The 20,247-nt window shown below is 70.2% G+C and carries 17 protein-coding genes; 5 read left to right on the top strand and 12 right to left on the bottom strand.

Translation table 11 applies throughout. From position 1 onward, the window contains the following. Positions 1 to 66 precede the first annotated feature (66 nt). Genes JS521_RS22640 through JS521_RS22625 form a run of 4 tightly spaced genes read right to left on the bottom strand, consistent with a single transcriptional unit; the run spans position 67 to position 5,312 of the window. A complete protein-coding gene (locus tag JS521_RS22640; RefSeq protein WP_205084778.1) occupies positions 67 to 726 on the bottom strand; it encodes an O-methyltransferase in 660 nt (219 codons plus the stop codon). A gap of 41 nt (positions 727 to 767) precedes the next feature. After that, on the bottom strand, positions 768 to 1,601 hold the full coding sequence (locus tag JS521_RS22635; protein WP_205084777.1) for an HAD family hydrolase: 834 nt from the start codon (positions 1,599 to 1,601) through the stop codon (positions 768 to 770). Continuing rightward, positions 1,598 to 4,075, bottom strand: a complete 2,478-nt coding sequence (locus JS521_RS22630; RefSeq protein ID WP_205084776.1) for a phosphoribosyltransferase — start codon at positions 4,073 to 4,075, stop codon at positions 1,598 to 1,600. The genes JS521_RS22635 and JS521_RS22630 overlap by 4 nt, the downstream gene beginning before the upstream one ends. 10 nt (positions 4,076 to 4,085) lie before the next feature. Then, a complete protein-coding gene (locus JS521_RS22625; protein WP_205084775.1) occupies positions 4,086 to 5,312 on the bottom strand; it encodes an HpcH/HpaI aldolase/citrate lyase family protein in 1,227 nt (408 codons plus the stop codon). Positions 5,313 to 5,524: 212 nt separating this feature from the next. Here JS521_RS22625 and JS521_RS22620 point away from each other — a divergent pair, with 212 nt between their 5' ends. Then, positions 5,525 to 6,445 carry a TerD family protein gene (locus tag JS521_RS22620; protein WP_205084774.1) on the top strand — a complete coding sequence of 307 codons (921 nt, stop codon included), beginning with the start codon at positions 5,525 to 5,527 and terminating at the stop codon, positions 6,443 to 6,445. Between the two features lie 26 nt (positions 6,446 to 6,471). Here JS521_RS22620 and JS521_RS22615 read toward each other — a convergent pair whose 3' ends face one another. The 6 genes from JS521_RS22615 to JS521_RS22590 all read right to left on the bottom strand — a co-directional run bounded on the left by JS521_RS22615 (position 6,472) and on the right by JS521_RS22590 (position 11,059). Beyond that, positions 6,472 to 7,206 (bottom strand): Tellurium resistance, encoded by a 735-nt coding sequence (locus tag JS521_RS22615; protein WP_205084773.1) that lies wholly within the window; start codon positions 7,204 to 7,206, stop codon positions 6,472 to 6,474. Between the two features lie 159 nt (positions 7,207 to 7,365). Further along, positions 7,366 to 8,517 carry a DUF475 domain-containing protein gene (locus JS521_RS22610; RefSeq protein WP_205084772.1) on the bottom strand — a complete coding sequence of 384 codons (1,152 nt, stop codon included), beginning with the start codon at positions 8,515 to 8,517 and terminating at the stop codon, positions 7,366 to 7,368. A gap of 69 nt (positions 8,518 to 8,586) precedes the next feature. Continuing rightward, a complete protein-coding gene (locus JS521_RS22605; RefSeq protein ID WP_010057499.1) occupies positions 8,587 to 9,162 on the bottom strand; it encodes a TerD family protein in 576 nt (191 codons plus the stop codon). Positions 9,163 to 9,300: 138 nt separating this feature from the next. Further along, positions 9,301 to 9,876: a TerD family protein gene (locus JS521_RS22600; protein ID WP_010057498.1), complete on the bottom strand. Its 576-nt coding sequence runs from the start codon at positions 9,874 to 9,876 to the stop codon at positions 9,301 to 9,303. A 138-nt stretch (positions 9,877 to 10,014) separates the two neighbouring features. After that, positions 10,015 to 10,473, bottom strand: coding sequence for a peroxiredoxin (locus JS521_RS22595; protein ID WP_205084771.1), 459 nt, complete (start codon positions 10,471 to 10,473; stop codon positions 10,015 to 10,017). A 148-nt stretch (positions 10,474 to 10,621) separates the two neighbouring features. After that, complete coding sequence (locus JS521_RS22590; protein ID WP_205084770.1) at positions 10,622 to 11,059, bottom strand: DUF3052 domain-containing protein; 438 nt, start codon at positions 11,057 to 11,059, stop codon at positions 10,622 to 10,624. 519 nt (positions 11,060 to 11,578) lie between these two features. On the opposite strand from JS521_RS22590, the gene aceE reads away from it, so the two are divergent. After that, a complete protein-coding gene (gene aceE, locus JS521_RS22585) occupies positions 11,579 to 14,311 on the top strand; it encodes a pyruvate dehydrogenase (acetyl-transferring), homodimeric type (protein ID WP_205084769.1) in 2,733 nt (910 codons plus the stop codon). A gap of 210 nt (positions 14,312 to 14,521) precedes the next feature. Here the strand turns inward: aceE and JS521_RS22580 are convergent, their stop codons facing one another. Together JS521_RS22580 and JS521_RS22575 are read right to left on the bottom strand one after the other, a co-directional pair. Continuing rightward, positions 14,522 to 14,926: a peptidase inhibitor family I36 protein gene (locus JS521_RS22580; protein WP_205084768.1), complete on the bottom strand. Its 405-nt coding sequence runs from the start codon at positions 14,924 to 14,926 to the stop codon at positions 14,522 to 14,524. Positions 14,927 to 15,104: 178 nt separating this feature from the next. Beyond that, positions 15,105 to 16,601: an MFS transporter gene (locus tag JS521_RS22575; RefSeq protein WP_372448607.1), complete on the bottom strand. Its 1,497-nt coding sequence runs from the start codon at positions 16,599 to 16,601 to the stop codon at positions 15,105 to 15,107. A 250-nt stretch (positions 16,602 to 16,851) separates the two neighbouring features. Between JS521_RS22575 and JS521_RS22570 the strand changes: the two genes are divergently transcribed. The 3 genes from JS521_RS22570 to JS521_RS22560 all read left to right on the top strand — a co-directional run bounded on the left by JS521_RS22570 (position 16,852) and on the right by JS521_RS22560 (position 19,981). After that, positions 16,852 to 17,508 carry a TetR family transcriptional regulator gene (locus JS521_RS22570; protein ID WP_205084766.1) on the top strand — a complete coding sequence of 219 codons (657 nt, stop codon included), beginning with the start codon at positions 16,852 to 16,854 and terminating at the stop codon, positions 17,506 to 17,508. Between the two features lie 209 nt (positions 17,509 to 17,717). Beyond that, complete coding sequence (locus JS521_RS22565) at positions 17,718 to 18,926, top strand: alpha/beta hydrolase (protein WP_205084765.1); 1,209 nt, start codon at positions 17,718 to 17,720, stop codon at positions 18,924 to 18,926. Positions 18,927 to 19,012: 86 nt separating this feature from the next. Further along, positions 19,013 to 19,981: a DUF4429 domain-containing protein gene (locus JS521_RS22560; protein ID WP_205084764.1), complete on the top strand. Its 969-nt coding sequence runs from the start codon at positions 19,013 to 19,015 to the stop codon at positions 19,979 to 19,981. Positions 19,982 to 20,247: the final 266 nt, after the last annotated feature.

The raw sequence follows: 20,247 nt of genomic DNA, 5'->3' as shown, positions 1-20,247 counted from the left end.
TGGCTGCTGCGGGGGCGGGTGCTGCGGCTGAGGCCCTGGAGCCCGTCCCCGCAGCAGCCACCGCCACTACCTCTTGCGGGACAGCGTCAGGCCGTCCGAGACCGTCAGCAGGACGCTGTCCATCCGGGCGTCCGCGCTCACATGGTCGTTGAACTCCTTGATCGCCGCCGTCGGGCCCGTCGCCTCCGGGTCCGTCACCCCGCCGTGGAAGAGCACGTTGTCCGTGGCGATGACCCCGCCCTGCCGCATCCGGGGCACCAGCTCCTCCCAGTACGCGATGTAGCCGCCCTTGTCCGCGTCCAGGTAGGCGAAGTCGATGTGCGGCTCGGCGGGCATCGCGCGCAGGGTGTCCAGGGCCGGGGCGATCCGCAGGTCGATCCGGTCCGCGACGCCCGCCTTCTCCCAGGCCTCACGCCCGTACGCCGTCCACTCCTCCGAGATGTCGCAGGCGATCAGCGTGCCGTCGGCGGGCAGCGCCTGGGCCATCGCCAGGGCGCTGAACCCGGTGAACGTGCCGACCTCCACCACATGCCGGGCGCCCACCAGCCGGACGAGGAAGGCCAGCAGCGGGGCCTGCTCGTCGGCCGACACCATGCCCGCGTGGTCGGGGAACCGGGCGTACGTGGTGTCCACCAGCTCCCGCTGGACCGGGTCCAGCGGCGGGTTGTGGGCCAGCATGTAGGCGTACAGCTCGTCGGTGATCTTTGTGTTGTTGCCCTTGGTCATGCCCCCAGCCTCGCGCAAGGCGCACCCGCCCGCAGGAGAACTCACACAGCCGCGGCCGCCAGGAAACGGCGCAGGATCTCCTCCCCCGCCGCCCCGCCCCGCCCCTCCAGGGCCACCACGTGCGGGGCCCGCCAGCCCTCGTCGGCCAGTTCGCCGTGGCCGGGGCGCCAGCCGAGGTCGGCGGCGAGCAGCAGGTCGGCATCCAGGAGGGAGTCCCCGGCGGCGAACGTGCGCGTGGCGCCGGTGCGGCGAGCGACCTCGTGCATCGCGGCGCTCTTGGTCAGCGGTGCCGGGACGACGTAGATCTTGCGGCCCTGGAGGGAGACCGTCCAGCCGCGCGGGCGGGCCCAGGCGGCCAGCTCCTTCACCCACTCCTCGGGCAGGAGGGCCCGTTCGACGACGAGGTAGGCGAAGAGGTCCTCGGCGACCCGTTCCTTGAGGAGCCAGGCCGGGTCGGCGGTCGTGGCGAGGTGGGCGCGGATCTCGGTGAGCGGGGCGCACTCGGCCGCGATCCGGGACTCCACTTGCTGCTGCCAGTCGCGGTCGGAGACGCCGTCGACCAGGATGTGGCCGCCGTTGGCGCAGATCGCGTACCGGGGGGCGGGGCCGGGGAGGTGGATGCGGTGGTACTGCTCGCGGGTGCGGGTGGTGGTCGGCACAAAGACCGTGGAGGCCGCCACCTCGGTGAGCAGGCCGGCTGCCGTCTCCGTCAGGTACGAGAGGGGCTTGTGGCCGTACACCTCGACGCACAGGAGCCGGGGGGCCTCCGCGTCCGGCATGGACAGGTCGAGCGAGGCCGCCGAGTAGATCAGCGTACGGTCGAGGTCGCTCGCCACCAGGGTGGTGGAACCGTTCACAGCGGTCGGAATGCTCATGCGCCCTTCACCGCCTTGCCGTCCGCGCCCGTCGCGCCGCGCGTGTACCGGGGGTGGATCAGACCGACACAGCTGTACGGGAGGTCGTCGACCTCCTCGACCGGGACGCCCCGTTGTTCGGCCAGCAGCCGGATGTGCGTCAGGTCCGCGCCCGCGCCGCGCTTCGCGAGGATCTTCCAGGGGACGCGGCGGAGCAGCACCCGGGTGGTCTCGCCGACGCCCGGCTTGACCAGGTTGACGTCGTGGATGCCGTACTCCTCGCTGATCCGCTCGACGGCCGCCCAGCCCTCCCAGGTCGGGGCCCGGTCGGCAGCGAGCAGTTCCTTGGCCTCGGCCTCGACCGGACCCGCCACCTCGTCGAAGCGGGCGGCGATCGTGTCGAGGAAGTGGCCCGAGACGTCGGAGGACGCCAGCTCCCGGTAGAACTTCCCGCCGTGGAAGTCGTTGGGCCCGACCAGGTCGGCGCGGAGCACCGTACGGGAAATGAGCCCGGACACCGTGGAGTTGAGGCAGGCGGAGGGGATGAGGAAGTCCTCGCGGGTGCCGTACGTCCGCACACAGCCGCCCGGGTCCGCGAGCACCGCGATCTCCGGGTCGAAGCCGGCGGGTCCGCCCGAGGCCTCGAACTCCTCTATCGCCGCGGCCAGTTCGCGGGTGATCGCGCCCTTGCCCGTCCAGCCGTCGACGAACACCACGTCGGCCGGGTCGTGATGGGCGGCCAGCCAGCGCAGGGCGGTGGCGTCGATGCCCCGGCCCCGGACGATGGAGACGGCGTAGTGCGGCAGGTCCAGACCGTGCCGGTGCTGGGCCCAGCGGCGCATCAGCACCCCGACCGGGGTTCCGGCGCGGGCGAGCGAGACCAGCACCGGGCGAGGGCCGCGTTCGGCGAGGACCGTCTCGGTGACGGTGCCGACCGCGCGGGCGATGCGCGCGGCGGAGGTCTCCAGGGCGGCGGTGAACAGCGCCTGGTACTCGGCGCTCGGCTGGTACTCCACGGGCAGCGACTCCGCGTAGTGCGCGCCGCCGCTCTGGATCGCCTCCTCGCGCTCCTCCGTGGGGGCCTCCAGCTCGGTGTCCGAGAGGTCCTGGAGCAGCCAGCCGACGTCCTCCGGCGCGTAACTGGAGAACTCGGGGCCTCGGAGGGGCTCGGGCAGCACGGCGGGCTCCGATACAGGTGTGGGGGTGTACGAGGGGACGACCGCGAGGAGTACCCGGTCGGCGTGGACGGCGAGCTGGGCCAACAAGCCTTCGGGGGCGTGCAGTTCGGGGGTGTCGGCGGTGGAGTCGACGACGGCGACCACGGCGTCGAAGCCGGCGCCCGCCACGTTGTACGCGTACCGGTCGCCGGGTCCGTCCGCCGGGTCGTCGTGGGCCGGGAAGGCGAGCCGGGTGCGTATCGCGTAGCCGGGGTCGTCGACGGCCAGGACGGGCGAGCGGGTGGTGGTGGAGTAGCGGACCTCCGTGACGGCGCCCAGGGTCTCCTCCAGGGCCGTGCCCAGGCGCAGCGGCGCGTACATCAGCTCCTCGAAGCCGAGGACGAGCACCCGGCGGGGCTCCCCTCCCAACGCCGCCGCGATCCGTTCCGCCATGCCCGGGAGCGCCGCTTCGAGCGCCGCCCGGTGGGTCGGGGTGAAACCGTGCCGGCCGCCGTCGGGGACGCCTGCGGGCCAGGCGAGGTCGACGCGGGTGACCGGGGCGGGAGCCGGCGCGGAAGCGAAAGCTTCCCCCGCCTCCCCTGCCTCCTGGGCCGCCACCAGGGCCTGCCCGCGTTCCAGTACGCCGTCCGGCAGCGACACCGTTCCGGCGGCGCGGGTCACCAGGTCCACCCGGGCGCCGATCTCGGCGGCGAAGTCGGTCAGCCGGTCGCGGTCCGCCGGGGAGCGCATGTCGACCAGGGCGACGATGACGTACCGCTCGCGCGGGTGCAGTTCGTGCAGCGCGCGAATGGTGTTGAGCACCGTGTTGCCGGTGGAGAACTCGTCGTCGACCAGCACCAAGGCGGAGGCGTCCCGCTCGAACAGCCCGGGGTCCTCCGGCAGCAGCAGGTGCGAGGTGGCGTGCGAGTGGGCCTCCTCGAAGCCGCCCGCCTGCTTCACGCCCGCCACCGGACGCCGCGTGGAGTGCAGGTACGGGGCGTCCCGCAGACCGTCCGCGACGGCGTGGCCGAGACCGGTGGCCGTCTCCGCGTACCCGAGGACCACCGCGCGGCGGGCCTCCTCCTCACCGAGCAGGGCCCGTACCCGCTCACCGAGCTCGAATCCGGCCCCGTGCACGACGGAGGGCCGCTGGGGAACGTGCTTGCCCAGCACGTTGGACACCAGCAGATGCGCCCGCTTGGGGTTGCGGCGCAGGGCCAGACCCAGCAGCTCCTTGAGCTCTCCGTCGCCTTCGAGGGCGACTCCGAGCCGCTCGGCCACCCATTCGCCCGACCACACCACGTCCACGATCTCTTCTCTCGTCGCGCGCTCGCTCATCGACGCGCGCTCAGTTCGTCAGGCCGGCGGCCAGCAGGTCCACGAAGCCGACGTCTTCCCTGGCCACCCCGAACACCTCGGCCCGCTGGAGCGTGCGCTCGGCCCAGGCCCGGTGGGGCTTCACTTCGTTCATCTTGTTCGTGTACGCCGAGCGCAGCACCCCGCCGCCCCCGCGCTCGGGGCTCAGGATGTCCTGGGCGTCGGTGAACTCCTCGTGGCTGACCACGGACAGCGCGTGAACCGGCGCCACGTGGGAGGGGTGGATGCAGGTCTTGCCGAGCAGGCCGTTGGCCCGGTCGAGCTCGATCTCCCGGAGCAGTCCGTCGAGGTCGTGCTCGATGAGTGCCGTACGCAGCTCCTCGGCGCTGCCCTCCAGGAAGGGGCTGCGGCGCAGCTGGGGCTTGAACATGCGCTCCTGGCGGCGGAAATACTCCCAGACCGGGCCGGTGATCGTGAAGCCGGTGCCGTCGGCCCGGCCGAGCACGTTGACGACGTCGGCGATCACGGAGGCGACGATATGGACGTCGTACGCCGTCATGTCGGGCGCGCGGCGCAGTCCGTAGGCCGAGCAGAAGTCGGTGACGCCGAGGCGCAGGGCGAGCACCCGGTCCCGGTATTTGTCGACGCTGCGGGCGATGCCCTGGAGAATGTCGCCGCGCGTCTCCAGGTGGAGCAGCTCGGGGGATTCGAGGACCGGCATGGCGAAGAGCCGTCGGCCGCACGCCGCCTCGGCCTCGGCAAGTGCCTCCAGGAAGTGCCTTCCCCGCTCTTCGGTGAATTTGGGAAGTACGAAACCGGACAACATCCGGACCGAGTCGCCGAGGCGTCGCACCAGGTCGGTGATCTGGGCGGGTTCCCGTACGCGGATGAAGAGGAGCGGGATGTCGGCGTCGGCCGCGTCCGCCGTGCCCGTGGCGTCGCCCGGGCTCCGCCCGGCGGGCCCGGACTCTGCGGCCCGGGCGGCCAGGGCGGCGAACTGCCTGATCAGGTTGGCTTCGGCGTCGGTGACCTCGGCGTCGTCGATCGAGTCCTCCAGGCACAGCACCATGGAGACGACACCGCGCGCGGCCTGCTTCAGCACGTCGTCGGCGAGCGACGGGCGGGTGGCCGGGGAGTAGAGCGTGGCTCCCAGGGCGACGGAGAGCATCCGTGCCGGGGATTCCGCGGTGAAGGCGCGGGGTTCCCTGAAGAACAGGCCCTCGCGGGCAGTGGGCGATATGTGCCCGAAGTGACGCATGATTTTCCCCCGAACTGCCTGACCGGCCGAACAACGCATGGCCGGTAATAGTACGTACGGACGGGTGTCAACAGTTCCCCATGTACATGAATTTCCGGTTACCCGCCTCTTGTCCGACGCACTCTCGCGGTACCGTCCCGGTCTGCCCGCGCCCCCGCCGGGCACGGTCGTGCCGCCCCCCGCGTTGTCCGCACGGGCCCCCAGCAGGCAGGATGACGGTCATGACGCACACGATGCTGAAGGGCTCGAACGTCCCCGTCGATGCCGCGGCCGTCCGGGCCGTGCTGCGCTGGACCCCGGGCGCCGGGGTTCCCGACGTGGACGCCTCCGCCCTGCTCCTCGGTGCGTCCGGCCGGGTGCGGTCGGATGAGGACTTCGTCTTCTACAACCAGCCCCGGCACCCCTCCGGCCTGGTCCGGCGGCTGCCGAAGCGCAGTGTGCCGGAAGGGCTGACGGACACGGTCGAGGCGGACCTCGGGGCGCTCGACGCGTCGGTGGACCAGGTGGTCATCGCGGCCTCCTCCGATGGGGCCGCCTTCGAACAGGTCCCGGACCTGCGCATACTCCTGTTCGACGCCGCGTTCGCCGAGGGCGAGCCGCTGGCGGTGTTCGATGTGCGGCCGGAGACCGGGGAAGAGACGGCGATCATCTGCGGCGAGCTGTACCGCCGCGGCGAGGGCTGGAAGTTCCGCGCGGTCGGCCAGGGCTATCCCACCGGCCTGATCGGCCTGGCCACCGCCTTCGGCATCTCGGTGGACGAGTCGGAGGCGGCGAACGGGGCGCAGCAGGGGGACGGGGCGCAGGACCCGGCCGCTCCGGCGGGCACGGGGCCGCTCCCGGCCGCCGTGCCCCCGCCCCCGGCCGTGCCGCCGCGGCCCGTGCCGGCCACCGCGGCCACCGGCTCCGGGCCCGACTCCCAGGCCACGGTCCAGCACCAGCAGCCCTCCTACGGCTATCCGCCTCCGGTCGCGCACCCCTCTGCCGGGGCCGCGCCCCATCAGCCGGCGTACGGCTATCCGCAGCCCGCCGAGCCGCCCGCGTACGGCTATCCGCAGCCGGCGGCTGCCGCCGCGCACGCGCCCGACCCCCATTTCGTGCTGCCTCCCCAAGGTCCGCAGTTCGTCCGGTCCTGAGCCGAGCCCCGGGATACGGCCCTGGCTCACGTGCGGGACTTGTAGCCGCGTCCCCATTGCATGCCGTAGCCGTACAGCCGGTCCAGCTCCGACTGGAAGCCGTACACGAACTTCACCTCGCGGCGCACGATCAGTTCGTCCTTGATGTTCTCCACGGTGAACACCGCGCAGGAGCGGGCCTCCGCCGCGCGTTCGTCCAGCTCGATCTCGATGCGCGGGCCGTTGCCCGGGTAGAGCGTGATCTTGGCGTGGGTACGGTCGAACGCGGGCGTCCGGTCGTAGATGTAGACGAAGAACAGCAGCCGCTTGATCTTGTCGCGCTGGTCGAGGTTGACGTAGACCGTCTCGCCGGAGGGCGCGCCGAACCGGTCGTCGCCGCTGAGCCGGACGTAGGGCGGGCCGTTGAGGTCGCCGATCAGGCTGCCCAGCGGCTGCACGACCCCTTTGGTGCCGTCCATCAGCTCGTACATGCAGCCGAGGTCCAGGTCGACGTTGACGACGCCCTGGGTGTGCGCCTGGACGACCTCGGGCTTGAAGAGCTGGAGGGGGCGCCGCAGCATGCCGTTCTGGCGTGAGCGGCCCTCGATGTCCGAGGTCCGCATCCGCCAGGAGAGGTTGACCCGGAGGTTGCCCGAGAGGGCGCCCTGCTTGCTGAGCGAGATCGTGGCGTTCCGCTTGGACAGCACGACAGCGCTCGACGTCGAGTTGCCCGAGTCGAACTGTGCCGCGCGCCCCGGCCACAGACCGTCGAAGAATCCCATCCCTACCCCCACCTGTTTCACGCCGTCAGCGCTGTTCGCGCCGCCTGTTCGCGCCCCGGACATCACTGCGGGGCGGCCACCGGGCCGGGTCCGGGAATTCCCGGAGCGCCGTCGCCGTGTGGGCCGCCCCGCAGAGAGCGTTCCTCAATCCCTACCGGGTCACACCCCGGAGGACACTTCCGCCTTGGTGCCCGAGCCGTCGCCCCCGGCGGATTCCGCGGCGAGCGCGCGGTTGCGCTTGACCGAGGACCAGAAGGAGAGGGCGATCAGGATCACGCCGACCGAGCCGGTGATGAGCTCGTTGATCTCGTGCTGGATGGTGATCAGCAGGATGATGGAGAGCGCGCCGATCGCGTAGTGCGCGCCGTGCTCCAGGTAGACGTAGTCGTCGAGCGTGCCCTCGCGCACCAGGTAGACGGTGAGCGAACGGACGTACATGGCGCCGATGCCGAGGCCGAGGGCCATCAGCACGATCTCGTTGGTGATGGCGAAGGCGCCGATGACGCCGTCGAAGGAGAACGAGGCGTCCAGGACCTCCAGGTAGAGGAAGAGGAAGAACGCGGCCTTTCCGGCGAGGGCGACCCCGGTGACGGGCTTGCCCTTCTTCTTGGCCTCTTCCTCGGCCTCGTGCTCACGCTCCTCCTCCTCTTCGAGCTTGCCCTCGAAGAATCCGGAGAGGCCGCCGACGATCAGGTAGGTGATCAGACCGGCGATGCCGGAGAGCATGACCGTCGCCGACTTGTCCACGTGCCCGCCGCCGTGCTGGTGGGCCTGGGTCGCGAAGGTCATGGCGGTGATCATCAGGATGATCAGCGCGACGCAGACCGACAGCATGTCGACCTTGCCGAGCTTGGCGAGCGGCCGCTCGATCCAGCGCAGCCAGTGGATGTCCCGGTCCTCGTCGAAGATGAAGTCGAGGAAGATCATCAACAGGAACATGCCACCGAAGGCGGCGATCGACGGATGGGCGTCCGTCACCAGTTCCTTGTACCTGTCCGGGTCGTTGAAGGACAGGTCGATGGCCTCGATCGGTCCGAGCTTGGCGCTCACGGCCACGATCACGACGGGGAACACCAGTCGCATACCGAAGACGGCGATGAGGATGCCGATGGTGAGGAAGATCTTCTGCCAGAAGGCATTCATCTTCTTCAGGATTCCGGCGTTGATCACCGCGTTGTCGAAGGACAGCGAGATCTCCAGGACGGACAGGATCGCGACGATGCCGAAAGCCTGCCACCCCCCGTAGAAAATCGCTGCGACCAGGCCGAGCGCGGTGACCGCGAACGACCAGCCGAAGGTTTTCAGAACCACTGGCTACCCCATCGTGTTGTTAAACGGGTCTCCCCCGGTGTGTCGGGGCCCCCCGCGCCGTGCGCGGCGTTATGAAACGTTGACGCCGAAGTCTAGAGCGATACCTCGCAGGCCAGACGCATACCCCTGGCCGACTGCACGGAATTTCCACTCGCCGTTGTACCGGTAGAGCTCGCCGAAGATCATCGCGGTCTCCGTCGAGGCGTCCTCGCTCAGGTCGTAGCGGGCCAGCTCCTGGCCGTCGGCCTGGTTGACCACCCGGATGAAGGCGTTGCTGACCTGGCCGAACGCCTGGCCCCGGTTGTCCGCGTCGTGGATCGAGACCGGGAAGACGATCTTGTCGCAGTGGGCGGGCACCTGGTCGAGCCGGACGATGACGGACTCGTCGTCCCCGTCGCCCTCCCCCGTGAGGTTGTCGCCGGTGTGCTCGACGGAGCCGTCCGGGCTCGTGAGGTTGTTGTAGAAGACGAACCACTCGTCCCCGAGCACCCGGCCCGACTGGCACAGCAGGGCGCTGGCGTCGAGGTCGAAAGCGGCGCCCGTGGTGGAGCGTGCGTCCCAGCCGAGCCCGACCAGCACCTGGGTGAGGTTGGGTGCGACCTTGGAGAGGGAGACATTGCCTCCCTTGGCGAGCGTGACGCCCATGTGTGTCCTCCCCGAGTCATGAAAAAACGCTGCCGGGGGCTTCCGACGCCCGGGGTGGGCGTCGAAAGCGCCCGGTGAGGGGGCGTCCGGCGAGTCGGAACCGTCGGTACCGGCCGGACACCCCCTGGCGCCAGAACGTCAGACGTTGACGCCGAAGTCCTGGGCGATGCCGCGCAGACCGGAGGCGTACCCCTGGCCGATGGCGCGGAACTTCCACTCGGCGCCGTTGCGGTACAGCTCGCCGAAGACCATCGCGGTCTCCGTCGAGGCGTCCTCGCTCAGGTCGTAGCGGGCCAGCTCGCTGTTGTCGGCCTGGTTGACCACGCGGATGTACGCGTTGCGGACCTGGCCGAAGCTCTGCTGACGGCTCTCGGCCTCGTAGATCGAGACCGGGAAGACGATCTTGTCGACGTCGGCGGGGACACCGGCGAGGTTCACCTTGATGACCTCGTCGTCGCCCTCGCCCTCACCGGTGGTGTTGTCACCGGTGTGCTCGACGGAGCCGTCGGGGCTCTTCAGGTTGTTGAAGAAGACGAAATTGCCGTCGGCGGCGACCTTGCCCTCGGCGTTCGCCAGCAGCGCGCTGGCGTCGAGGTCGAAGTCACCACCGGTGGTGGTGCGGGCGTCCCAGCCCAGACCGACGATGACCGCGGTCAGGTTGGGCGCGGCCTTGGTCAGCGAGACGTTGCCGCCCTTGCTGAGGCTGACTCCCACGAGTCCTCCAGTAGTTTTCTCAGGGGCCGGCAGACACCAGCGTCCCCGTCGTTCGTTGGCATCGGATCAACGATTGGATCCTAGTGACCGGTTCCCGGCCAAAACAGGCTTTTGACCGGGCGTCGCCAGGAGATCGTCTCAGAGCGCTTCGAGCGCCTTGACGTAGTCGTTCAGGTCACGGGCGTCCGGGAGGCCGTTGACGACGCTCCAGCGGACGGTGCCCGCCTTGTCGATGACGAAGGTGCCGCGCACCGCGCAGCCCTTGTCCTCGTCGAAGACGCCGTACGCCCGCGAGGTCTCCCCGTGCGGCCAGAAGTCGGACAGCAGCGGGTACTCCAGGCCCTCCTGCTCGGCGAAGACGCGCAGGGTGTGGATGGAGTCGTTGGAGACGGCGAGGAGCTGGGTGCCCTCGTTCTCGAAGCGGGGCAGCTCGTCGCGGAGCGCGCACAGCTCGCCGGTGCAGACGCCGGTGAAGGCGAACGGGTAGAACACCAGCACCACGTTCTTCTCACCGCGGAACTCCGACAGCCGCACGGTCCGGCCGTGGTTGTCCTTGAGCTGGAAGTCCGGGGCCTGGCTGCCGACCTCGATCGTCATGGAACACGTATCCCTTCGCCGCTTCTCCGCTTCCCGGGCCGGGTCCGTCCGGGTGACTCCCACCCTACGCAGACCGGCTGCGGCCATACGAAGGCCCTCACGGGTGCGGGTGCGCCCGTGAGGGCCTCGGGGTGGTGCGAAGAGCGGTTCAGCGCTTGGCCTTGGCCCCCTTGGGGGTGACCAGACGGCTGCCCGTCCAGTCCTTGCCCGCGCTGATGCTCTTGGTCTGGGCGAGACCGGCTGTCTGGGCAGCCTCATTGATGTCGCTCGGTTCGACGTATCCGTCACGGCCGGTCTTCGGCGTCATCAGCCAGACCGTACCGCCGTCCTCGATCAGACCAATGGCATCCACCAGCGCGTCCGTAAGGTCGCCGTCCTCGTCGCGGAACCAGAGCAGGACGACGTCTGCGACGTCGTCGTAATCCTCGTCGACGAGTTCCTGGCCGGTAGTGGCCTCAATGCCCTCACGGAGCTCCAGCTCGACGTCTTCGTCGTAGCCGATCTCCTGGACCACTTGTCCGGGCTCGAACCCCAGGCGTGCTGCCGGGTTGGTCCGCTCCTCCGCGTGGTCCGCGGTCGCGCTCACGGGTTGCCTCCTGATCATGTCTTCGGAAAATGCTGCAGCCACGCGCGTGCGCGGGGCGTAGGCCGTAGTCCACACGGGCCCGGCGAATCGCGCAAGTACCCAGTGTGCGAGACCGCCTATACGGTGACGTTCCCTGCCACGTCGCCGCAAGTTCCGGCATGTCTCTCCGGCGGCTTCCAGAGGTCTCCCCGAGGTCGCTCCATCCGTTTACGTCCTTCCTCAGCTTATGCGGTTTCGATCCTCCAATAGGAGTCGAACAGCCTTTGGGAACGCTTGGACGCCTTGGGCGTAAGGTTGCGGTTTGCCCGTACCCAGCCGCGTACTGCCCACACTCGTGCCCCGTGGACGAGTTTTCCGAACCTCCGGGTTACTCCCTGGTAGAGATGACGTTCGGGCCCTCGCGGTAGCACGATGGAAGCGGCGCACGCAGAGTTGGCACACAGAGTTGGCAGCGTCGTTCGGGGGTGACGTCCCCCGTAACAGGCCCCGTAGAGCACCACCGAACAGCGAAGGAACAGTGTGGCTTCCGGATCCGATCGCAACCCGATCATCATTGGCGGCCTTCCGAGCCAGGTCCCGGATTTCGATCCCGAGGAAACCCGGGAATGGCTCGACTCCCTCGACGCCGCCGTCGACGAGCGCGGCCGTGAGCGGGCCCGCTATCTGATGCTCCGGCTCATCGAGCGCGCGCGTGAGAAGCGTGTCGCCGTGCCGGAGATGCGCAGCACGGACTACGTGAACACGATCGCCACGAAGGACGAGCCGTTCTTCCCCGGCGACGAGGAGATCGAGCGCAAGGTCCTCAACGCGACCCGCTGGAACGCCGCCGTGATGGTCTCGCGGGCCCAGCGCCCCGGGATCGGCGTCGGCGGCCACATCGCCACCTTCGCCTCCTCCGCCTCTCTGTACGACGTGGGCTTCAACCACTTCTTCCGGGGCAAGGACCAGGGCGACGGCGGCGACCAGATCTTCTTCCAGGGGCACGCGTCCCCGGGGATCTACGCCCGCGCGTTCCTGCTGGACCGGCTGAGCGAGGCGCAGCTCGACGCGTTCCGCCAGGAGAAGTCGAAGGCCCCGAACGGTCTGTCCAGCTACCCGCACCCGCGGCTGATGCCGGACTTCTGGGAGTTCCCGACCGTCTCGATGGGCCTCGGCCCGCTCGGCGCGATCTACCAGGCGCGGATGAACCGCTACATGGAGGCGCGCGGCATCGCCGACACTTCCAAGTCGCACGTCTGGGCCTATCTGGGCGACGGCGAGATGGACGAGCCGGAGTCGCTGGGCCAGCTGTCCATCGCGGCCCGTGAGGGCCTGGACAACCTCACCTTCGTGGTCAACTGCAACCTTCAGCGCCTCGACGGCCCGGTGCGCGGCAACGGCAAGATCATCCAGGAGCTGGAGTCGCAGTTCCGGGGCGCCGGCTGGAACGTCATCAAGCTGGTCTGGGACCGTTCCTGGGATCCGCTGCTGGCGCAGGACCGCACGGGCATCCTGGTCAACAAGCTGAACACCACGCCGGACGGCCAGTTCCAGACGTACGCCACGGAGACCGGCTCGTACATCCGCGAGCACTTCTTCGGCGACGACCCGCGGCTGCGGGACATGGTCAAGGACATGACCGACCAGCAGATCCTGCACCTGGGGCGCGGCGGTCACGACCACCGCAAGGTGTACGCGGCCTACGCGGCGGCCAAGGCGCACAAGGGGCAGCCGACGGTCATCCTGGCGCAGACGGTCAAGGGCTGGACCCTGGGGCCGAACTTCGAGGGCCGCAACGCGACCCACCAGATGAAGAAGCTCACGGTCGAGGACCTCAAGCGCTTCCGGGACCGCCTGCACATCCCGATCACGGACAAGCAGCTGGACGAGGGCTACCCGCCCTACTACCACCCGGGCCGTGACTCGGAGGAGATCCAGTACATGCACGACCGCCGGCAGGGTCTGGGCGGTTACGTCCCGACCCGGGTCGTGCGGGCGAAGCCGCTGCCGCAGCCCGAGGACAAGACGTACGCGGCTGCGAAGAAGGGTTCGGGCTCGCAGTCGATCGCCACCACGATGGCGTTCGTCCGCGTCCTGAAGGACCTCATGCGGGACAAGGAGATCGGCAAGCGCTTCGTGCTGATCGCCCCCGACGAGTACCGCACCTTCGGCATGGACGCGTTCTTCCCGAGTGCGAAGATCTACAACCCGCTCGGCCAGCAGTACGAGGCGGTCGACCGCGATCTGCTGCTCGCGTACAAGGAGTCGCCGACGGGGCAGATGCTGCACGACGGCATCTCCGAGGCGGGCTGCACGGCCTCGCTGATCGCCGCCGGTTCGGCGTACGCGACGCACGGCGAGCCGCTGATCCCGGTGTACGTCTTCTACTCGATGTTCGGGTTCCAGCGCACCGGCGACCAGTTCTGGCAGATGGCCGACCAGCTCTCGCGCGGCTTCGTGCTGGGCGCGACGGCCGGACGCACCACGCTGACCGGTGAGGGCCTCCAGCACGCGGACGGCCACTCGCAGCTGCTCGCGTCGACGAACCCGGGCTGTGTCGCGTACGACCCGGCCTACGGGTTCGAGATCGCGCACATCATGCAGGACGGGCTCCGCCGGATGTACGGCGAGGCCAACGAGGACGTCTTCTACTACCTCACCGTCTACAACGAGCCGATCCAGCACCCGGCCGAGCCCGAGAACGTGGACGTCGAGGGCATCCTCAAGGGCATCCACCGCTTCGGCCCCGGCGAGAAGGGCGAGATCCCGGCCCAGATCATGGCGTCGGGCGTGGCGGTCCCCTGGGCCCTGGAGGCGCAGAAGATCCTCGCGGACGAGTGGAACGTCAAGGCGGACGTCTGGTCGGCGACCTCCTGGAACGAGCTGCGCCGCGAGGCGGTGGACGTGGAGCGCTACAACCTCCTGCACCCGGAGGAGGAGCAGCGCGTCCCGTACGTGACCAGGAAGCTCGAAGGGGCCCAGGGTCCGTTCGTGGCGGTCTCGGACTGGATGCGTTCGGTGCCGGACCAGATCGCACGCTGGGTGCCGGGCGCGTACCAGTCGCTGGGCGCGGACGGCTTCGGCTTCGCGGACACCCGGGGTGCGGCCCGCCGGTTCTTCCACATCGACGCGCAGTCGATCGTGCTGGCGGTGCTCACCGAGCTGGCCAAGGAGGGCAAGATCGACCGGTCGGCCCTGAAGACGGCTGTCGACCGCTACGAGCTCCTGGATGTGGCCGCGGCCGATCCGGGCGCGGCGGGCGGCGACGCGTAGCCGTAGAGCTGCTGTACGGGCCCGGGGGGGGGGGGGGGGGGGGGGGGGGCGCCCCCCCCGCCCCCCCGGGGGGGGCGGGGGGGGCGGGGGGGGGGCGCCCCGCCCCGGGGGGGCGGGGGGGGGCGCGCCCTGTTCTTCGCGGGGGGGGCCGGGGGGGGGGGGGGGGGCGCGGGCCGCCCCCCCCCCCCCCCCCCCCACGCCCGGGAGCCGCTAGTTCTCCCAGATCTTGAACGCCCGCACCTGGTACGGGGAGCGGGGCAGCCAGGTCCCGCCGCCCGGGTACGTCTCGAACTCGCCCGTCTCCTGGCATTCGGCGGACTGGTAGGTGGTGACGGGCCGGCCGGTGCGGTTGGCGAGGGACTGGGCGTCGCCGCCCTTCGGCAGCGGGACGCAGCTCTCGATGTCGGTGTCGGAGAGCTCGAAGGTCTGGCGGGCCCCGGTGAAGTCGGGCTTCTTCCAGAGGCAGAGCCTGCCGGCCTCACAGGCGCCGAGGCTGACGCCCGGGGACCGCTCGGGTGCCGCGGCCGCCCGGTCGTGGGCCAGGGCCTGGGGAACGAGTACGGCGGTGGCCAGGGCGGCCGCGAGAACGGTCGTACGTGTAAAGGTCGTACGCATGATGGATCAACCCCCGTGGTTGGTCGGTGCTGTTCTTCCGCTGCTCACTCTGTGTCACCGGGCGCGGTGTGCGGAAGGGCGGCCGGGGGTGCTCCACCCTGATAGGCGAGAGCCCCGCCGAAAGGATTCGGCGGGGCTCCGGCCTGCGCTGTGTTGACGGCCTGCGCGGCGTCGGGCGTCAGATGTGGCCGACCCCGGCACCCGCCTCGGCGTTCTCGCCGCGCTTGGTGAGGGTCGCGACGAAGGCGGCGATGACCGCGACGACACCGGCGACGGTGAAGGCCAGGCCCATGCCGGACATGAAGGTGTCGTGGATGACCCCGCCGATGCGGTCGATGACGTCCGGCGTCATGCCGGGCGCCTTGGCGAGCGCGTCGGCCGGGACCATGCCGAACTCGGCGGCCTCCTCCAGCTTCGGGTCGGGTGCGCCGGGCAGGCCCGCGCCCGCCCAGTTGTCCGCGAACTCGGCGCTGACCTTGGAGGACATGACCGCGCCGAGGACGGCGGTGCCGAGCGCGCCGCCGACCTGCATGGCGGCCTGCTGGAGGCCGCCGGCCACGCCGGACAGCTCCATGGGCGCGTTACCGACGATGACCTCGGTGGCGCCGACCATGACCGGGGCGAGCCCGCAGCCGAGCAGGGCGAACCAGAGGGACATCGCGAAGGTGCCGGTGGACTCGCTGAGCGTGGTCATGCCGAACATCGCGGTGGCCGTGCAGACCATGCCGCCGACCAGCGGGACGCGCGGGCCGAACTTGGTGATCAGCAGGCCGGCGACCGGCGAGGAGACGATCATCATGGCCGTCAGCGGCAGCAGGTGCAGACCGCTGTCGACCGGGCTGAGTCCGTGGACGCCCTGGAGGAAGAACGTCACGAAGAAGAGGCCGCCCATGAAGGCGAAGGCCATCAGCGTCATGAGGACGACACCGGCCGTCAACGGGACGGAACGGAACATCCCCAGCGGAACGAGGGGCTCCTTGACCCGGTTCTCCCAGAGGCCGAAGGTGATGAAGAGCGCGATGGCGGCGGCCAGCCAGGCCCAGGTCCGGCCGTCGCCCCAGCCCCAGGACTCACCGGCCTTGATGATGCCCCAGATGAGGGCGAACATCGCGCCCGAGAGCAGCACGATGCCGGGGATGTCGAAGGAGCGCGGCGCGTTGGCGGCACGGTGGTCCTTGAGGATCACCAGGCCGAAGAGGAGCGCCACGACGCCGACCGGCACGTTGATGAAGAAGACCGACTGCCAGCTGACGTGCTCGACGAGCAGACCGCCGACGATCGGACCGCCCGCGGTGGACGCTCCGATGACCATGCCCCAGATGCCGATCGCCATGTTCAGCTTCTCGGCGGGGAAGGTGGCGCGCAGCAGGCCGAGCGCAGCCGGCATGAGCAGGGCGCCGAAGAGGCCCTGGAGCACCCGGAAGAGGATGACCAGCGAGATCTCGCTGGAGAGACCGATCGCACCGGAGGCGAGGGCGAAGCCCGCGATGCCGATGAGGAAGGTCTGACGGTGGCCGAAGCGGTCGCCCAGCTTGCCCGCGGTGATCAGGGCGACGGCGAGGGCGAGCAGATAGCCGTTGGTGATCCACTGGACGTCGGCGAGCGAGGCGCCGAGGTCGCGTTGGATGGCGGGGTTCGCGATGGCGACGATGGTGCCGTCGAGGGCGACCATCATCACGCCGATGGCGACGGCGAAGAGGGTCAGCCAGGGGTGGCCGCGAAGCCCCTTGACCGGGGCGGGTCCTGCGTTGTCTTCGGGCTCCCGCGGCGCCTTCTCGACGGTGGTCTGACTAGTCATACGGGGAGACTAGTGACAGCCGCTGACAGTTGACAAACCAATTCACAAGTCAGTAACTGTCACGTAGCTCACACGTAGCGCACAGGTATGCTGAGCTGGACAAACACGGGAAAAGAGGGACCGGTACGTGACCGACGGGCAGACAGTCGAGCCCCGCGCCGGACTGCGTGAACGCAAGAAACAGCGCACCCGGGACGCCTTGTTGCGCGCCGCCCTCGAATTGTTCACCACCCAGGGGTACGAACGCACCACCGTCGACGAGATCGTCGACGCCGTGGAGGTCTCCCAGCGCACCTTCTTCCGCTACTTCGCGAGCAAGGAGGAGGTCACCTTCGCCGTGCAGGAGGTGGTCGAGTCCCGCTTCATCGAGGAGCTGCGCCGGCGCCCCGCCTCCGAAGCGCCCTTCGAGGCCATGCGCCGGGCGGTGCTGTGCGCGTGGAACAGCATCGGCGAGGCGATCGAGGAGGTCATCACCGTCGACCTCCACATGCGGACCTACCAGATGATCGAGTCGACCCCCTCCCTGCTCGCCGCCCACATGCGGCGCGGCATCGCCCTGGAGAACCAGATCGCCCTGCTGATCGCGGAGCGCGAGGGGCTGGACGTGGGGCGGGATCCCCGGCCGCGGGTGGCCGTCGCCGCGTTCTCCGGGGTGATGCGGGTGACCGGTCAGCTGTGGGGGCAGGGGGTCGATCCGAGCGTGGAGGCGCTGCGCGATCTGACCGAGGAGTACCTCGACCAGCTCGTCCCGGCCCTCGCCCGCGACTGGCGCCGGAAGCAGTAGCGCGAGCCTGGTACGGCAGCCGCCGGAAGCAGTGACGTGGGCACGGGACGGCAGCGGTAGCGGGGCGGGCACGGAGCGGCAGAAGCCGTCGCGCGAGCGCGGGACGGCCGTGACCCTCCGTGAAGAATTCGCGGTGAATCCTTCGCGGACGGGTGATGTACCTCACCCGAATCACGGTCGTCGGCGTGCGTCTCCTAGGGTGTGGCGCAGTGACTTCCTTCGACACCTCCCCCACGTTGACCGCATGGCGCGCGCTGCTCGCCGTAGCGGTGGTGTTCGTGATGCTGGCGACGACGGGCTGGAGCGCCATCCGTGATCAGCACGTCGACGGCCCGCGCGAGCTGGCTCTCGCCTCCTGGGCGCGGGACCGGATAGCGGGCCACTCGCTGCCGGAGGTGGACGCTCCCGCTTACCGGATGGCCCACTTCTTCGCCACCCTCAGCTCGGGGCAGCAGGTCGCGCTCGCGGGCAAGTACCCGTCCGTGGTGGGGAATCTGAACGGCGCGCCGGTCACGCTGCGCTACCACGCCAACCGGGTGGCCCTCAGACAGGCCGTGGCCGTGGAGCAGGTGCGCGCGCACGACGAGAGGCTCTCGCCGGACGGGCGCGGTCAGGCGAAGGCCCGCTGGGAACGGTTCCGGTCGATGCTCGGGGGCGAGCGCCAGATCCTGGCCTTCGATCCGTCCGGGAAGGGCCGTGCGGCCGAGGTGTTCGGCAATCTCGACCGGGCCGCCCGGGTCTCCGTCGTCGTCCCGGGCGTCGACACCCATCTGCTGACCCTGGAGCGCAGCAAGCGCGCGTTCGCGGCCCCCGTGGGCATGGCCAAGTCGCTGTACGGGGCGGAGCGCTCGGCCTCCCCGGGCACCCGTACGGCGGTCATCGCCTGGGCCGACTACACCGCCCCGGCCGGTCTCGGCATGGACGCGGCGCTGGGCGGGCTTGCGGCGGACGGCGCGGTCCGGCTGAACGCGATGGTCGGCGCGCTGCCCGGTGGCTCGAAGGTCTCGCTGTTCTGCCACAGCTACGGCTCCGTGGTGTGCGGGGTGGCCGCGCACCGGGCCCCCGACCGGGTCGCCGACATCGCGGTCGCGGGCAGCCCCGGTATGCGGGCCGCCAACGCCGGGCAGCTGGAGACCGGCGCCCGGATCTGGGCGACGCGGGACGGGGACGACTGGATCGGGGACGTACCGCACATGGAGTTCGGCGGGATCGGCCACGGGGCCGACCCGGTCGACCCGGAGTTCGGTGCGCGCATCGTCTCGGCGGCCGGGGCCGCCGGGCACAGCGGCTACTTCGAACCGGGCACCGAGAGCCTCGACAACTTCGCCGCGATCGGCGTCGGAGCGTACGGATCGGTCAGCTGCGCGAGCGCCGACAGCACATGCCACAGCGGTATTTCCGGCGAGCGGGAGAGCTGACGCGCGTAGAGGCGCGTGTCGGGCGGATTAATTGGGACTTACTCCGAGGGGGGACGCGGGCGACTGTGCCGCATACGATGAGGCACATGGGTGATGTGCTGGCCGGAATTCATGCCACCTGGGAGTTCGACACCGACTCCGTGCTCATCCGCTTCGAACGGGGCATCCGCACACCGAAGCTCTTCCAGAGCCTGCGGGAACGCCGCATCCCGTATGCGGCGCTGTCGTCGGTGACGCTGACCCCCGGGAAGCGGGGCACGGTGGTTCTGCGTGCCGTGCCGAGGGCGGGTGCCGATCCTCTGGTGGAGGCTGCCTCCGGGCAGCTCAAGGAGGGGTGCGACCCCTATCGCCTGGTGCTTCCGGCGGAGCGCGAGGTGCTCGCGGAGTATTACGCGGACGAGCTGCGGGCCCTGCTCGACCCGGCGTCCGACGAGCCCGCCGACCGCTTCCTGGTGGCGGCCCCCGAGGCCCCGATGAACTTCAAGGCGTACGACGGCCGGGCCAGCTTCGACGGCGAGCGGATCTCCTTCCGCTGGTCCTGGACCGGGGCCTCCAGTGCCAAGTGGAAGGCCGGCGACCAGACCTTTAAGGTGAGCGAGTTGGCCGGAATCGTATGGCGCTCCCCCGAGGCGCTCGACGGCTACCTGCGTCTGGTGCCCCGCGCGGCGGCCCCGGTCGACCACCGCACCGGCGGCAGCCTGGGCGATCTGCACGGTCCCGGCGGCTCCGGCAGCGCGGACGGCGGGTCGGCGGACGGGGTGCCCGTCGCGTCCCCGGTCACCCGGGCCGCGGACCAGGATCCGGCCGCCGTGCTGTTCGGCCTGGGGTACGGGCCGGTGCACGAGTCGCTGCCCTTCGCCGCCGCCGTCCTGGAATCCGTACGCCGGACCCAGCCGGCGCCCGCCGCCTCCGCTCCGGCCCTGGTGAACGCCGGGCGGCGCGATCCGGCGGACATCGCCGAGCGGATACATCACCTCGGCGAGCTGCACCAGGCCGGACTGGTGACGGACGCCGAGTACACCGCGAAGAAGGCCCAGCTGCTCGCGGAGCTGTGACGCCGGCCCTGAGTGCGTGCCCTGAGTGCGTGCCCTGGGCGCATGCCCTGAGCCCCGGGCCCTGAGTGCAGGCCGCGCCCCGGCCCTGAGTACGGTCCGCGTCCCCGCCCCCCCCGTACCGGAGTATGAGGCGGTCCGGCCAGGTCGGAACCCCGGTATGACGCTGTCACTTATACACATCACCGCGCCCACGACACACGCACAACAAGATCAAACCCCCCTTGTCGATTGAAAAAAAATTGGTGCGGGGGGTCCTGGCGGGGGGG

The sequence above is a fragment of the Streptomyces durocortorensis genome, from assembly GCF_016901035.1.
Taxonomy (GTDB): Bacteria; Actinomycetota; Actinomycetes; order Streptomycetales; family Streptomycetaceae; genus Streptomyces; species Streptomyces durocortorensis.
This window is presented reverse-complemented; position numbering and strand designations above follow the sequence as displayed.

Bases quoted from the DNA above. Each gene is read 5' to 3' on its own strand.
- JS521_RS22640 (WP_205084778.1), bottom strand. From the start codon at position 726: ATGACCAAGGGCAACAACACAAAGATCACCGACGAGCTGTACGCCTAC.
- JS521_RS22635 (WP_205084777.1), bottom strand. From the start codon at position 1,601: ATGAGCATTCCGACCGCTGTGAACGGTTCCACCACCCTGGTGGCGAGC.
- JS521_RS22630 (WP_205084776.1), bottom strand. From the start codon at position 4,075: ATGAGCGAGCGCGCGACGAGAGAAGAGATCGTGGACGTGGTGTGGTCG.
- JS521_RS22625 (WP_205084775.1), bottom strand. From the start codon at position 5,312: ATGCGTCACTTCGGGCACATATCGCCCACTGCCCGCGAGGGCCTGTTC.
- JS521_RS22620 (WP_205084774.1), top strand. From the start codon at position 5,525: ATGACGGTCATGACGCACACGATGCTGAAGGGCTCGAACGTCCCCGTC.
- JS521_RS22615 (WP_205084773.1), bottom strand. From the start codon at position 7,206: ATGGGATTCTTCGACGGTCTGTGGCCGGGGCGCGCGGCACAGTTCGAC.
- JS521_RS22605 (WP_010057499.1), bottom strand. From the start codon at position 9,162: ATGGGCGTCACGCTCGCCAAGGGAGGCAATGTCTCCCTCTCCAAGGTC.
- JS521_RS22595 (WP_205084771.1), bottom strand. From the start codon at position 10,473: ATGACGATCGAGGTCGGCAGCCAGGCCCCGGACTTCCAGCTCAAGGAC.
- JS521_RS22580 (WP_205084768.1), bottom strand. From the start codon at position 14,926: ATGCGTACGACCTTTACACGTACGACCGTTCTCGCGGCCGCCCTGGCC.
- JS521_RS22575 (WP_372448607.1), bottom strand. From the start codon at position 16,601: ATGATGGTCGCCCTCGACGGCACCATCGTCGCCATCGCGAACCCCGCC.
- JS521_RS22560 (WP_205084764.1), top strand. From the start codon at position 19,013: ATGGGTGATGTGCTGGCCGGAATTCATGCCACCTGGGAGTTCGACACC.